This is a genomic window from Methylobacterium dankookense (assembly GCF_902141855.1).
GTDB lineage: Bacteria > Pseudomonadota > Alphaproteobacteria > Rhizobiales > Beijerinckiaceae > Methylobacterium > Methylobacterium dankookense.
Genome location: NZ_CABFVH010000018.1, coordinates 42,353 through 55,730, shown reverse-complemented (window position 1 = coordinate 55,730; position 13,378 = coordinate 42,353). Strand labels below are relative to the sequence as shown.

The window sequence follows — 13,378 nt, the reverse complement described above, 5'->3', positions numbered from 1 at the left end:
TGGCGCAGGCGGGGGCGGGATGAGGTTCGCGCGGCGTCAGTTCGGGTGGAACACCACCTTCACGCAGCCGTCCGCCTTCTCCTTGAAGGTCTTGTAGAGGTCCGGCCCGTCCGCGAGGTTCGTGGAGCGGTGGGTGATGAGGGAGGTCGTGTCGATCTTGCCCGTCTGGATCAGCTTGGTCAGCGGCTCCAGGTAGCGCTTCACGTGGGTCTGCCCGCTCTTCATCGTCAGACCCTTCTGCACGATCGAGCCCATGTTGATCGGCACGGGACCGCCATAGACGCCCGGCACCGAGACGATGCCGCAGGGCCGCACCGCCTTGATCGCCTCGGCCAGCACGATGGGGCGCTCCGTCGAGGTCAGCTTCTCCTGCAGCGTGGTGACGAGGCCGGACAGGCCGTGCCCGCCGCTCGCCTCCATGCCGACGCAGTCGATCACCCCGTCGGCCCCCTGGCCGTTGGTGATCTCCTTGATCCGCTCGAAGACGTCTTCCTTCGCGAAATCGATGATGTCGGTGGCACCTGCCTTGCGGGCCAGCGCGATGCGCTCGGGCACAGTCTCGATGGCGATGATGCGCTCGGCCCCCATCAGCTTGGCGGCCTGGATGGCGAAGAAGCCGACGGGCCCTGCGCCCCAGACAGCGATGGTCTCGCCGCCCTGGATCTCGCAATGCTCGGCGCCCTGCCAACCGGTCGGCAGGATGTCGGTGAGGAACAGGACCGACTCGTCGTCCATGCCGTCGGGCACCTTCATCGGCGCGACGTCGGCCATCGGCACGCGCACGTACTCGGCCTGCCCGCCCCAGTAGCCGCCGGTCATGTGCGAGTATCCGAACAGACCGGCCGTGGTGTAGCCGAACTGGGCGGCGGCCATCTCGGCATTGCGGTTCGAGCGCTCGCAGACCGACCAGTTGCCGAGCTTGCACTGGCGGCATTCGCCGCAATTGATGTTGAAGGGCACGACGATGCGGTCACCCTTCCGGAACTTGGTGAAGCCCGCGCCGACCTCGACGACCTCGCCCATGAATTCATGGCCGAGCACGTCGCCGCTCTCCATGGCCGGCATCAGCCCGTCCATCAAGTGGAGGTCTGAACCGCAGATGGCGCAGGAGGTCACCTTGATGATGACGTCGCGCCCGTCCTCGATCTGCGGGTCCGGCACCGTGTCGCAACGGATGTCGTTCTTGCCGTGCCAGCACAATGCCTTCATCGCGGGGCTCCAGCGAAGGCGCCCCGAGCAGCGGCCTCGCACAACGGTTCTACGGGAGATCGAGAGCGCCCAAGATGGGCATCCTCCAGCACGAACCAGCCGCCGCGCGAAGTGTTCCTCAATTCATGACGGAATTCTGAAGCTTAACCCCAAGACTAATCTATGTTGCATCAAGGCTTTTTCGATGTTTAAGCCTGAAAATCACGCTTCGTCACCTTGGCATTCGCGGACCATGCGCCTTTGAGCCGCAATGATGGGCCAAGTCCGGAACTTTGCCGCGATGCTCTCGGTTCTCACGACCCCAAAGCGGCTGGAGGCACTCATACGACATCCGGGCGATCCCTTCAGGATGGCGGATGTCGCCTTCGCTCAAGCGCCGCGCCGGCTTGCTGAGACCGCGTGCGCGAACGAGACTCCGACGGGCTGAAGGATCGCGACGGGGAGGGCAGGGAGGACGCGTTCGGCACCGAGGCCGGCAACGCAAGCTCCATCAGGGAGATGGAGTGGAGCGGGTACCGGGAATCGAACCCGGGTATTCAGCTTGGAAGGCTGCTGCTCTACCATTGAGCTACACCCGCGCGGCACGCCGGATAGCACAGGGCCGCAAGCTTGAGAAGCGTGACGGCTGTGCGGCGTGTGATGCTCGGATCGGGATCGTTTGGTGGGGGAAGTAGGACTCGAACCTACGAAGCTTACGCAGCGGATTTACAGTCCGCCCCCTTTGCCGCTCGGGACATTCCCCCAAACGCCAGCCCGTCCGGGCCGCGGGGGCTCTTATGGTGGGGGGTCGCGCGGGTGTCAACAGCGCGTTGCGCGCCAATCCCTCATTCCGCACGGTCCGCGGAGGCGACGTCGCAGATGCGCAACTGCGCCCGCTCGGCGCCGCGCCAGCGGTCGCAGGCCAGCGTGCCGGCGACGTGGAACTCGCGGCCGATCCCGTTGAGCAGGGCGAGGCCGAGCGGGCTCTGGGCGCTGCGGAAGCTGATCGCCCCGATCGCCTGGCCGTCCCGGCTGCGCAGGCGGGCGCGGACATGGCCCGCGCCGACGATTCCCGCATCGACGATGCGGTGGTTGGCGAGCGCGAAGACCGGCTCCGGTGCGCCCTGGCCGAAGGGGCCGGCCCGCCCGATCAGCCGTACGGTCTCGGCGGTCGCCCCGCCCGCGCTCAGGCTCGCATCGATCAGCAGCACGTCGGCGGCCCGGGCCTGGGCCACGGCAGCGCCGAGGCACTGGGTGAGATGGGCCTCGAAGCGGGAGAGGTCGGTCCCGATCAGCGTCACGCCCGCCGCCATGGCATGGCCGCCGCCCTTGGCCGCCAGCCCCGCCTCGACGCAGGCGCGCACCGCCTGGCCGAGATCGGCGCCGGGCACCGAGCGGCCGGAGCCGGTGGCGGTGCCGTCGGGCCGCAGGGCGAAGGCGAAGGCGGGCCGGCCGAACCGCTCCTTGAGGCGGGCGGCGATCAGGCCGACCACGCCCGGATGCCAGTCGGCGCTGCCGGCGACCAGGACCGGCCGGTCGGGATCGAGGCCGAGCAGGCGGTCCATCCCGGCCTCGGCATCGGCGACCGCCTGCGCCTCGATGATCTGGCGCTCGCGGTTGAGCCGATCGAGCTCGGCGGCGATGCGCACGGCCTCGATGGCATCCTCGGTGGTCAGAAGCCGGGCGCCGAGCGCCGAATCGCCGATGCGCCCGCCCGCATTGATGCGCGGCCCGACGAGATAGCCGAGGTGCCATGCCTCCGGCGGGCCGTCGAGGGAGGCGGCGTCGAACAGGGCGGAGAGCCCGGTGCGGCCGCGGGCGCGCATCACGGTCAGCCCCTGGACCACGAAGGCCCGGTTGAGGCCCACCAGCGGCACCACGTCGGCGACGGTCGCCAGAGCCACGAGGTCGAGGGCATCGGTGAGCTTCGGCTCGGGGAAATCCCTGCCGAAGAAGCCCTCGGCCCGCAGGGCCCGGTTCACCGCCACGAGCGTGAGGAAGACGACCCCGGCGGCGCAGAGATGGCCGAGCCCCGAGAGGTCGTCGAGGCGGTTCGGGTTCACCAGGGCGCGCACCGGCGGCAGGGTCTCCGGCGCGGCGTGATGGTCGAGCACGATCACGTCGAGACCGAGCTTCTCCGCCTCCTCCAGCGGGCCGTGGCCGCTGGTGCCGCAATCGACGCAGACGAGGAGGCTGGCGCCCTCCGAGGCCAGGGTCCGCACCGCGGTGACGTTCGGGCCATAGCCCTCGCTGATCCGGTCGGGGATGTGGATGCGGGCGGTGACGCCGAGCTCGCGCAGGTAGCCGGCGAGCAGGGCCGCGCTCGCGGCGCCGTCCACGTCGTAATCGCCGAACACCGCGACGATCTCGCCCCGGCGCACCGCCCGGGCGATGCGCTTGGCGGCGAGCTCCATGTCGAGCAGGCAACCCGGATCGGGCATCAACTCGCGCAGGCGCGGGCGCAGATAGGCTTCGGCCTGGTCCGGCAGGACGCCGCGGCCAGCGAGCACCCGGGCGAGCAGGTCCGGCAGGCCATAGGCCTGGACCATCTTGGTGGCGTAGCCCTGCAGGGCCGGATCGGCGCAGCGCTCGCGCCAGGACCGCCCCTGGATCGAGGCGGCGACGCCGAGAAAGGCACGGGGTGCGGGGGAGGGGGCTGGCACGAGTCCCATCCTATAGCGGCGCGGCACGTCCGGCGCTGCCGCCCGAAAACGACAGCGGGGCGGGCATCGCTGCCCGCCCCGCCGATCCGCCCGAGGCTTCCGCCTCAGAACGCCTTGAGGATGTGGTCGACCACCTTCTTGGCGTCGCCGAACAGCATCATGGTGTTGTCGCGGAAGAAGACCTCGTTCTCGACGCCCGCGTAGCCGGAGCCCATGCCGCGCTTGATGAAGAGCACGGTCTTGGCCTTCTCCACGTCGAGGATCGGCATGCCGTAGATCGGCGAGGTCTTGTCGGTCTTGGCGGCCGGGTTGGTGACGTCGTTGGCGCCGATCACGAAGGCGACATCCGCCTGCGGGAACTCGCCGTTGATGTCCTCCAGCTCGAACACCTCGTCGTAGGGCACGTTCGCCTCGGCGAGCAGCACGTTCATGTGGCCCGGCATGCGGCCCGCCACCGGGTGGATGGCGTACTTCACGTCGACGCCCTCCTTCTTCAGCATGTCGGCCATCTCGCGCAGCGAGTGCTGCGCCTGGGCGACCGCCATGCCGTAGCCGGGGACGATGATCACACGCTCGGCGTTCTTCATGATGTAGGCCGCGTCGTCCGCCGAGCCCTGCTTGACGGGGCGCGTCTCGACCTGTCCGCTGCCGGCAACGGCGGTGTCTCCACCGAAACCGCCGAGGATGACCGAGATGAACGAGCGGTTCATCGCGTGGCACATGATGTAGGACAGGATCGCGCCCGACGAGCCGACCAGCGCGCCCGTGATGATGAGCGCGAGGTTGCCGAGGGTGAAGCCGATGCCGGCCGCCGCCCAGCCCGAGTAGGAGTTCAGCATCGACACGACGACGGGCATGTCGGCGCCGCCGATCGGGATGATGATGAGTCCGCCGAGCACCAGCGAGAGGATGACGATCAGCCAGAACAGGCCCTTCGACTCGGTGCCGATGAACAGCGCGAGGAGCAGGACCAGGCCGGCGGCGAGCAGCGCGTTGATCAGGTGGCGCTGCGGCAGCATGATCGGCTTGCCCGACATCCGCCCGTCGAGCTTGGCGAAGGCGATGACCGAGCCGGTGAAGGTGATGGCGCCGATGGCCACGCCGAGGCCCATCTCGAACAGCGACTGCTTGTGGAAGTGGCCGTTCTCGATGATGCCGAAGGCTTGCGGCGCGTAGAGCGCGCCAGCCGCCACCGCCACGGCCGCGAGGCCGACCAGCGAGTGGAAGGCGGCCACGAGCTGCGGCATGGCCGTCATCGGCACGCGCTTGGCGATCACCGCGCCGGCGCCGCCGCCGAGCCCCAAGCCGAGCAGGACCAGCACCCAGGCGCCGGCACCGGACGGCGGATGGCCGACCAGCGTCGTCAGGATGGCGAGCCCCATGCCCACCATGCCGTACATGTTGCCCTGGCGGGAGGTGGTGGGGTGCGAGAGCCCCCGCAGCGCCATGATGAACAGGACGCCGGAGACGATATAGAGAAGGGACGAGACGTTCTCGGACATCCGCTCAGCCCTTCTTCTTGTACATGGCGAGCATGCGCTGCGTGACGAGGAAGCCGCCGAAGATGTTCACGCTGGCGAGCACGATGCCGATGAAGCCGAACACCCGCGCCAGGCCGGTGCCCTTCTCGATCAGCGGCACGCCGACGGCCAGGAGCGCGCCGACGATGATGACGGAGGAGATCGCGTTGGTGACCGACATCAGCGGCGTGTGCAGAGCCGGGGTCACCGACCAGACCACGTAGTAGCCGACGAAGATCGCGAGCACGAAGATCGCGAGGCGGAAGACGGTGGGATCGACGGCGCCGTGGGTGGCCGCGGCCAGGCCGTGGCCGAGGCTGTCGGCGATCACCTGGGCCTGGTCGGCCGCGTTGCGCGCCGCGGTCGCCGCGGCCCGGGCGGTATCGGCCAGGACGCGCGTCTGGTCCGCCGCCTGATCAGGGGGGATGGTAGCCATTCGGATTCTCCGCGGGATCAGGCCGCTTTGGGCTGGAAGGAGGCGTGCACGACCTGACCGTCGCGCGTGAGATTCGTCGCCTTGACGAGCTCGTCGTCCCACTTCACCGCGAGCGCCTTCGACTCCTTGTCGATGAGGGTCTCGAGGAAGGCGTAGAGATTGCGCGCGTAGAGGCTGGAGGCCGTGGCGGCGAGGCGGCCGGCGACGTTGAGGTGGCCGACGATCTTCACGCCGTTTCCGGTCGTCACGATCTCGCCCGCCTTCGCGCCGGCGACGTTGCCGCCGCGCTCGACCGCGAGGTCGATCAGCACCGAGCCCGGCTTCATCGAGGCGACCATCTCCTCGGAGACGAGCTTCGGCGCCGGACGGCCCGGGATCAGGGCCGTGGTGATGACGATGTCCTGCTTGGCGATGTGGCCCTTGACCAGCTCGGCCTGCTTCGCCTGGTACTCGGCCGACATCTCCTTGGCGTAGCCGCCCGCGGTCTCGGCCTGCTTGAACTCGTCGTCCTCGACGGCGACGAACTTGGCGCCGAGCGATTCGACCTGCTCCTTGGTGGCCGGGCGCACATCGGTGGCCGTCACCACGGCGCCCATGCGGCGGGCGGTGGCGATGGCCTGGAGGCCGGCGACGCCGACGCCCATCACGAAGACGCGGGCGGCGGGCACGGTGCCGGCGGCCGTCATCATCATGGGCATGGCGCGGCCGTACTCGGCGGCACCGTCGACCACGGCGCGGTAGCCGGCGAGGTTGGCCTGCGAGGAGAGCACGTCCATCACCTGGGCGCGGGTGATGCGGGGCATCAGCTCCATCGCGAAGGCGCTGATCCCGGCCTCGGCCATCCCCTGGAGGGCGGCCTCGTTGCCGTAGGGATCCATGATCGCGACGACCGCGGCCCCCTGCTTGAAGAGCTTCAGCTCTTCGGGCGCCGGGCGGCGGACCTTCAGGACGAGGTCGGCGTCGCGCGCGGCCTCCTCCGCCGAGGCGGCGACGGTGGCGCCGGCCGCCTCGAACTCCGAATCGGGCACGCCCGCCTTGAGGCCGGCACCCGACTGGACAACGACCTCGGCTCCGAGCCCCTTGAATTTCTTGACCGTCTCCGGCACCGCCGCGACCCGCGGCTCCGCGGTGTCGGTCTCCGAAAGCACAGCGATGCGCATTCAGCCAAACCCCTTGTAACGACCGCCACCGAATGCGCGAAGCGCGACGGGTTTTCGAGGTGGTCAGGCTGCGTGTTGGTGATGGAAACGGTAGTCTGTAACCGTCACGCTCTTGCCGAGCGCACGACCCGATCAGGCGAAAGCGAGATACAGGCCAAGCAGCGCGGCGACGATTGCGGGGGCCTTCCAGCCGATCGGGCGGGCGAGGGCGCCGATCGCGCCGGCCGCGGAAGCGGCCACGACGCCGACGATGGCGGTGAGCCAAGCCTCGCGGATGCCGCCGACGGCGAGCGCGAGCACCCAGCAGATGACGACGCCGGTCGCGATCTCGACGAAGCGGACGAAACCACGATAGGTCTGTTCGTGGGTCTTGGCGTCCATCGCGGGGCTGTAGGCCGCCCCGGACACGGTCTTCGTATCAGCCATCGTGCGTTCGTCCCCTTTGACGCCTCTTTGTTCTGTCACGGGGGATGTAGCCTAAGCCCTTTCCTGCGGCAATCGTGTCACCCCCCCACAATCGGCCTAGTTTTTGGGCCGCGGGGGCGATTTTTCGCGGATTAATCCGGGCGGGGCAGGCCGACGGCAGCGAGCGCCGCGGCCTGGCGGGCCTCCAGCGCGTCGAGGGAGAAGCTCTCGATCTCCGCCTCGAACAGGCGGTGATAGTTCAGCTCCGAGCGCAGGTGGAGGAAGACCGCCCCGAGCCCGACCGCGGCCCGGTCCATGAAGACGAATTCCTGCGGCACCGTCACCGGCCCGCGCTCCTTCAGGGCCTGATGCACCTGGAAGGCCTGCCGGCGGCCGTACTCGCCCGGCTTGACGCCATCGGCCACGGTGCGGGTGCGGTCCTCGAGCAGCGGGCCGTAGATGAAGCGTGCCCAGATGTTGAGGATGTCGATGATCTCGCGGCTGAGGTTCTTGAAGCCCCAGACCTCGTAGGCGTGGACCATGCGGGCATCGTCGTTCTCCAGGAGGCCACGGTAGAGATCGACCACGCCGCCGACGAAGCGCGGGTGGAAGATGCGCACGCAGCCGTAATCGAGCAGGTTGATGCCCTGCGGCTCGGCCCCGTCCGAGAACACCGTGTAGTTGCCGAGATGGGGGTCGCCGTGGATCACCGCGGCGCGGCTGAAGGGATGCCACCAGGCCTTGAACATCGCCTGGGCGATTCGGTTGCGCACCTCCACGGGGCTGTCCGAGAAGGTCAGGATGCGCTCGCCGTCGAGCCAGCCGAGCGTCAGCAGGCGCTTGGTGGAGAGATCCTCCAGCACCCACGGGACGCGCACCGCATCGATATCCTTGAGCACCGCGCCGTAGAGGCGGGCATGCTTCGCCTCGCGGGTATAGTCGAGCTCCTCGCGCACGCGCGCGCCGATCTCCTTGGAGATCTCGCGGGTGTCGAGCCAGGTGTTCATCCGGCGGTGCAGGGCGAAGGCGAGTTCGAGCTGCTTCAGGTCGGCCTCGACCGCCGATTGCATGTCCGGATACTGCAGCTTGCAGGCGAGCGGCGCCCCGTCGAGGCCGGTGGCGCGGTGGACCTGGCCCAACGAGGCGGCCGCGGCCGGTTTCAGGTCGAAGCTCTGGAACTTCGCCTGCCAACCCGCGCCGAGTTCGGCCTGCATGCGCCGCTTGACGAAGGCCGCGCCCATGGGCGGCGCATCGGCCTGGAGTTTCTGAAGCTCGGCGGCATATTCGGGCGGCAGCAGGTCGGGGATGGTGGCGAGAAGCTGCGCCACCTTCATGATCGGCCCCTTCAGGCCACCGAGCGCCTGGGCCAGGGCCGCTGCGTTGGTGGTGCCCTCCTTGCCGAACAGGCGGGCGCCCGCCATGCGCGCGGCGACGGTGCCGACATTGGCGCCGACGCGGGCGTAGCGGCTGGCGCGGGCGGAGAAACGGTTGGCTTCGCGGTCGGTCTCGGCCATCTCGGGGACTGCTCACTCGTTCGAGAGGGCGAGATATGCCGCGCGCGGCGCAGCAACCAGGGGCCTGGGGCCCCGCGCCGCGGCTCGGAGCCCCCTGTTTCGACGCGCACGCTATGCCGGCCAGTTGTCGCGGATCCAGCGGGTGAGGCCGGCCTCGTCGATCTCGCCGGCGGCGAGGCCGAGGATAATCGCGGTCGCCTGCGCCTGATCCGGGGCAAAGCGCGCGCCGTTCAGGCGCAGGAACAGCATCATCGCCACGAAGGCGATCCGCTTGTTGCCATCGACGAAGGCATGATTGCGCGCGAGGCCGAACGCGTAGGCCGCCGCGAGGGAAGCCAGATCGGCTTCCTCGTAGCGCCAGCGGTTCACCGGTCGGGCGAGCGCCGATTCGAGAGCGTTCTCGTCGCGCAGGCCGGGCGGGCCGCCGAAACGGACAAGCTGGCGCTCATGCGCGACCCTGACCTCCTCCGAGGTCAGCCTACGGGGCTCGGTCATTTCGCGAGCGTCCGCAGGGTGTCGCGATATTCGTCCATGATCTCGTCGACCATCGACATCGCCTGATCGAAATCAGGGTCGTAGGGACTCAGGCGCACGCCCCCATCCGGCAATTCGGAGACGTGGAGCCACTGCCCCTGCTGGAGGTTCAGCCGCGACACGAGCTCCTTCGGCAGGATCAGGCCGGTCGAGTTGCCGACGCGCTTGACTTCGAGCTTCATGATCGGGCTCCCAGAGCGTTATACAGAACGTATAACACCCTGGGAGCCCTGCCGGAAGCGCAGCGTCAGCCCTCTCCCTCCATCGCCTCCAGCTCGGCGATCATGCCCTCGATCATGCCGAGGCCGATCTGCCAGAAGCCCGGATCGGTCGCGTCGAGGCCGAAGGGCTTGAGGAGTTCGCCGTAGGGCTTGGCGCCGCCGGCCGAGAGCAGGGCGAAGTAGCGCTCCACGAAGCCGCCCTCGGCTTTCGCATAGACGCCGTAGAGCGAGTTCACGAGGCAGTCGCCGAAGGCGTAGGCGTAGACGTAGAAGGGCGAGTGGATGAAATGCGGGATATAGGCCCAGTAGGGCTCGTAGCCCGCATCGAGCCGGATCGCCGGGCCGAGGGATTCCGCCTGCACCGAGAGCCAGAGGGTGTTGATCTGCTCGGTGGTCAGCTCGCCCTTGGCGCGGGCGAGGTGGACCTTCCGTTCGAAGGCATAGAAGGCGATCTGGCGCACCACCGTGTTGATCATGTCCTCGACCTTCGCGGCGAGCATGGCCCGGCGCTGGGTCGTGTCGGTGGTGGCACCGAGCAGTTTGCGGAAGGTCAGCATCTCGCCGAACACGCTCGCGGTCTCGGCAAGCGTCAGCGGCGTCGGGGCCATCAGCGCGCCGTTCGGCCCGGCGAGCACCTGATGGACGCCGTGGCCAAGTTCGTGCGCCAGCGTCATCACGTCCCGCGGCTTGCCCTGGTAGTTCACCAGCACGTAGGGGTGCACGGACGGGACGGTGGGGTGCGCGAAGGCGCCGGGCGCCTTGCCGGGCCGGGTCGGCGCGTCGATCCAGCGGCGGTCGAAGAAGCGCCGCGCGATGTTCGCCATGTCCGGCGAGAAGGCGTCGTAGGCCGAGAGCACGGTGTCGCGCGCCTCCGCCCAGGGGATGGTGCGCTGCTCGACCCGCGGCAGCGGCGCGTTGCGGTCCCAATAGGGCAGGGCGTCCACGCCGAACCACTTGGCCTTGAGGCGGTAGTAGCGGTGCGACAGGCGCGGATAGGCCGCCTGCACCGCCTCGACCATCGCCGCCACCACCTCCGGCTCGACGCGGTTGGCGAGATGGCGGGCATCGGCCACGTCCTTGAAGCCGCGCCAGCGGTCGGAGATCTCCTTGTCCTTGGCGAGGGTGTTGGTGATCAGGGTGAACACGCGCAGGTTCGTGCGCAGCACCTCGCTGATCGCGCCCGCCGCCTCGCGGCGCACCTCGCCGCTCGGGTCCTGGAGCTTGTTGAGGGTCGGCTCCAGCGGCAGCATCTCGCCCTGGATCGGGAAGCGCAGCGCCGCGATCGTCTCGTTGAAGAGCCGGTCCCAGGCGGCATTCGCGGTGACCGACTTCTCCAGGAACAGCTTCTCGACGCGGTCTTCGAGCTGGAAGGGCTTCTCGCGGCGCAGGTCCTCGATCCAGGGGGCGTAGTGCGCGAGGGGCTCCTGCGCGATCGCCGCATCCATCACCGCGTCCTCGACGCGGTTCAGCTCCAGCCCGAAGAACAGCAGCTCGCCGGAGGCGTCGGTCAGGCGCTCGCGGGTGTCGCCGTAGAACTTGGCGCGGACCTCGTCGGTGGTGTCGCCCGAATAGACGAGCCCGGCATAGGACATCAGCTTGCCGAGGAGATCCTCGATCGCCTCGTAGTCCCGCACGGCCTCGCAGAGGCGCTCGGCCGCGTCGGGCCCGGCCGCGAGCGCGGCGATGCGGCCGGCATAGCGCTTCCCGAAGTCCCGGCAGACGGCCTCCGCCCGTTCGAGATCCGCCCGGAATTCCGGCGCGTCGAGCCCCGGATAGAGGTCGCCGAGATCCCATTCGGGCAGGACGCCGAGATCGACCGCCTGCGCCGCGGCGCGGGCAGCCTGCGTCCCGGCCTGAGCCCCTGCGGCCCCGCGGCAGGGAGACACTGAGAAAAGTCGGTTCGGCATCGGTGCTCGGATCCCTCGCGGGCCGCCGGTCGTGGAAGCGGGGCCCTGGCTCGCCCTGATATCGAGCCGACGGGCGTGGGCTTCAACCGAGCCCCCGTCACCACCCGTGACAACACCGTCCGCGAAATCCTCGCATCGTCGTTAAGCGCAGCTTTACGCATCTGAGCGAGGCTGCATCTCGAAACGAAACACCCGCGCGACGAGCACCGGACGGCCGCCCTGGCGCGGGCGGTCCCGGCGCGACCGCGCGTGGACCAAGGGGATGGGCCGCATGACCACAACGGTGCTGATCGTCGACGACGATCCGGTGCAGCGCCGCCTCGCCGAGGCCGCCGTGCGCCGGTTCGGCTTCGAGACCCGCACGGCGGAGAACGGCGCCGACGCCCTGACGCTCGTGCGCACCGAGCCCGCCATCGACGTGGTGCTGCTCGACCTCGTGATGCCCGGCGGCATGGACGGGCACGCGGTCCTCGCCGAGATGCGCAAGAGCGGCCTCGACACCCCCGTGATCGTGCAGACCGCCAACGGCTCGATCGATGCCGTCGTCAACGCCATGCGGGCGGGCGCTGTCGACTTCGTGGTGAAGCCGGCGGGCGCCGAGCGCCTCCAGGTCTCCATCAAGAACGCGCTGCGCGTGGACCAGCTGGAGGAGGAGGTCCGGCGCATGCGCCGCCGCGCCTCCGGGTCGCTCAGCTTCAAGGACCTGACCTCACGCAGCCCCGACATGGACCGGGTGATGCGGCTCGCCGAGCGCGCGGCGAAGTCGAGCATCCCCGTGCTGATCGAGGGTGAATCGGGCGTCGGCAAGGAGGTGCTCGCCCGCGCGATCCAGGGCTCCGGCGAGCGCCGCGGCAAGCCCTTCGTGACGGTCAATTGCGGGGCGATCCCCGAGAACCTCGTCGAGTCGACCCTGTTCGGCCACGAGAAGGGCGCCTTCACGGGCGCCACCGAGAAGCATGCCGGCAAGTTCGTCGAGGCGTCGGGCGGCACGCTCTTCCTCGACGAGATCGGCGAATTGCCCCTCGACGCCCAGGTGAAGCTGCTGCGCGCCCTGCAGGAGGGCGAGGTCGACCCGGTCGGGGCCAAGCGCAGCGTGCGCGTCGACATCCGCTTGGTCTCGGCGACGAACCGCTCGCTCCTCGACCTCGTGAAGCAGGGCAAGTTCCGCGAGGACCTCTACTACCGCCTCAACGTCTTCCCGATGACCCTGCCGCCCCTGCGGGCGCGGCGCGAGGACATCCCGGACCTCGTGCGCTCCTTCTGCGCCCGCTTCTCGGCTGAGGAGGGCAAGCGGGTGCGCGCCGTGACGCCCGAGGCGATGGCGATGCTGACCCGCTACGGCTGGCCCGGCAACGTGCGCCAGCTCGAGAACGCCGTGTTCCGCGCCGTGGTGCTGGCGGACGGGGACGAGCTGACGGTGGCCGAGTTCCCGCAGATCGCCGCCCATGTGGAGGGGTTCGACGTGCGCGTGCCCGTCGCCCCGGGCCAGCCCATCCCGGCCTCGGGCGCCGTGCCGGAGCCGGTCCGCGAGATCGTGCGCGTCGAGGTGCGCGACCCGCACGCCATGTCCCTCGTCGCCGAGGAGACCGGCGAGATGAAGACGATGGACGTGCTCGAAGCCGAGATCATCCGCTTCGCGCTGCAATTCTACCGGGGCCGGATGTCGGAGGTCTCGCGCCGCCTCGGAATCGGCCGATCCACCCTGTACCGGAAGCTCAAGGACCTCGGCCTCGACGGCGAGGACAAGGCCGAGGACGCGGCCGCCTGACTTCGCCGCAGCGCTCCGCCGCGTGCGGGGGCATACGGCGGCGCTTGATCTCGTTATGGTAC

General features: G+C 69.3%; 11 protein-coding genes and 2 tRNA genes. 1 reads left to right on the top strand and 12 read right to left on the bottom strand.

The genetic code is table 11. The features are described from left to right. Nucleotides 1-36 precede the first annotated feature (36 nt). From MTDSW087_RS15005 to MTDSW087_RS14950, 12 genes are all read right to left on the bottom strand, one after another. Nucleotides 37-1,209: a zinc-dependent alcohol dehydrogenase gene (locus MTDSW087_RS15005; protein ID WP_144765226.1), complete on the bottom strand. Its 1,173-nt coding sequence runs from the start codon at nt 1,207-1,209 to the stop codon at nt 37-39. 504 nt (nt 1,210-1,713) lie between these two features. After that, a tRNA-Gly gene (locus tag MTDSW087_RS15000) sits at nt 1,714-1,787 on the bottom strand. A gap of 81 nt (nt 1,788-1,868) precedes the next feature. Next, a tRNA-Tyr gene (locus MTDSW087_RS14995) sits at nt 1,869-1,952 on the bottom strand. Between the two features lie 81 nt (nt 1,953-2,033). Beyond that, on the bottom strand, nt 2,034-3,860 hold the full coding sequence (gene recJ, locus MTDSW087_RS14990; protein ID WP_144765224.1) for a single-stranded-DNA-specific exonuclease RecJ: 1,827 nt from the start codon (nt 3,858-3,860) through the stop codon (nt 2,034-2,036). Nucleotides 3,861-3,955: 95 nt separating this feature from the next. Further along, the gene (locus MTDSW087_RS14985; RefSeq protein ID WP_144765222.1) at nt 3,956-5,353 is read right to left on the bottom strand and encodes an NAD(P)(+) transhydrogenase (Re/Si-specific) subunit beta; all 1,398 of its coding nucleotides are present in this window, start codon (nt 5,351-5,353) and stop codon (nt 3,956-3,958) included. A 4-nt stretch (nt 5,354-5,357) separates the two neighbouring features. Then, nucleotides 5,358-5,807 carry a proton-translocating transhydrogenase family protein gene (locus tag MTDSW087_RS14980; RefSeq protein ID WP_144765220.1) on the bottom strand — a complete coding sequence of 150 codons (450 nt, stop codon included), beginning with the start codon at nt 5,805-5,807 and terminating at the stop codon, nt 5,358-5,360. 17 nt (nt 5,808-5,824) lie between these two features. Continuing rightward, nucleotides 5,825-6,967: a Re/Si-specific NAD(P)(+) transhydrogenase subunit alpha gene (locus tag MTDSW087_RS14975; protein ID WP_144765218.1), complete on the bottom strand. Its 1,143-nt coding sequence runs from the start codon at nt 6,965-6,967 to the stop codon at nt 5,825-5,827. A 132-nt stretch (nt 6,968-7,099) separates the two neighbouring features. Beyond that, nucleotides 7,100-7,393: an aa3-type cytochrome c oxidase subunit IV gene (locus tag MTDSW087_RS14970; protein WP_142582837.1), complete on the bottom strand. Its 294-nt coding sequence runs from the start codon at nt 7,391-7,393 to the stop codon at nt 7,100-7,102. A gap of 131 nt (nt 7,394-7,524) precedes the next feature. Continuing rightward, nucleotides 7,525-8,886, bottom strand: a complete 1,362-nt coding sequence (locus MTDSW087_RS14965; RefSeq protein WP_144765216.1) for an ABC1 kinase family protein — start codon at nt 8,884-8,886, stop codon at nt 7,525-7,527. 111 nt (nt 8,887-8,997) lie between these two features. Next, nucleotides 8,998-9,381, bottom strand: coding sequence for a type II toxin-antitoxin system death-on-curing family toxin (locus MTDSW087_RS14960; RefSeq protein WP_144765214.1), 384 nt, complete (start codon nt 9,379-9,381; stop codon nt 8,998-9,000). Further along, on the bottom strand, nt 9,378-9,602 hold the full coding sequence (locus MTDSW087_RS14955; RefSeq protein WP_144765212.1) for an AbrB/MazE/SpoVT family DNA-binding domain-containing protein: 225 nt from the start codon (nt 9,600-9,602) through the stop codon (nt 9,378-9,380). Before MTDSW087_RS14955 ends, MTDSW087_RS14960 begins: the two co-directional genes overlap by 4 nt. A 65-nt stretch (nt 9,603-9,667) precedes the next feature. Continuing rightward, nucleotides 9,668-11,548 (bottom strand): M3 family oligoendopeptidase, encoded by a 1,881-nt coding sequence (locus MTDSW087_RS14950; RefSeq protein WP_144765210.1) that lies wholly within the window; start codon nt 11,546-11,548, stop codon nt 9,668-9,670. Between the two features lie 271 nt (nt 11,549-11,819). Between MTDSW087_RS14950 and MTDSW087_RS14945 the strand changes: the two genes are divergently transcribed. Then, nucleotides 11,820-13,316 (top strand): sigma-54-dependent transcriptional regulator, encoded by a 1,497-nt coding sequence (locus MTDSW087_RS14945; protein WP_144765208.1) that lies wholly within the window; start codon nt 11,820-11,822, stop codon nt 13,314-13,316. The last annotated feature ends 62 nt before the right edge of the window (nt 13,317-13,378 follow it).

Bases quoted from the DNA above. Each gene is read 5' to 3' on its own strand.
- MTDSW087_RS15005 (WP_144765226.1), bottom strand. From the start codon at position 1,209: ATGAAGGCATTGTGCTGGCACGGCAAGAACGACATCCGTTGCGACACG.
- recJ (WP_144765224.1), bottom strand. From the start codon at position 3,860: ATGGGACTCGTGCCAGCCCCCTCCCCCGCACCCCGTGCCTTTCTCGGC.
- MTDSW087_RS14985 (WP_144765222.1), bottom strand. From the start codon at position 5,353: ATGTCCGAGAACGTCTCGTCCCTTCTCTATATCGTCTCCGGCGTCCTG.
- MTDSW087_RS14980 (WP_144765220.1), bottom strand. From the start codon at position 5,807: ATGGCTACCATCCCCCCTGATCAGGCGGCGGACCAGACGCGCGTCCTG.
- MTDSW087_RS14975 (WP_144765218.1), bottom strand. From the start codon at position 6,967: ATGCGCATCGCTGTGCTTTCGGAGACCGACACCGCGGAGCCGCGGGTC.
- MTDSW087_RS14970 (WP_142582837.1), bottom strand. From the start codon at position 7,393: ATGGCTGATACGAAGACCGTGTCCGGGGCGGCCTACAGCCCCGCGATG.
- MTDSW087_RS14965 (WP_144765216.1), bottom strand. From the start codon at position 8,886: ATGGCCGAGACCGACCGCGAAGCCAACCGTTTCTCCGCCCGCGCCAGC.
- MTDSW087_RS14960 (WP_144765214.1), bottom strand. From the start codon at position 9,381: ATGACCGAGCCCCGTAGGCTGACCTCGGAGGAGGTCAGGGTCGCGCAT.
- MTDSW087_RS14955 (WP_144765212.1), bottom strand. From the start codon at position 9,602: ATGAAGCTCGAAGTCAAGCGCGTCGGCAACTCGACCGGCCTGATCCTG.
- MTDSW087_RS14950 (WP_144765210.1), bottom strand. From the start codon at position 11,548: ATGCCGAACCGACTTTTCTCAGTGTCTCCCTGCCGCGGGGCCGCAGGG.
- MTDSW087_RS14945 (WP_144765208.1), top strand. From the start codon at position 11,820: ATGACCACAACGGTGCTGATCGTCGACGACGATCCGGTGCAGCGCCGC.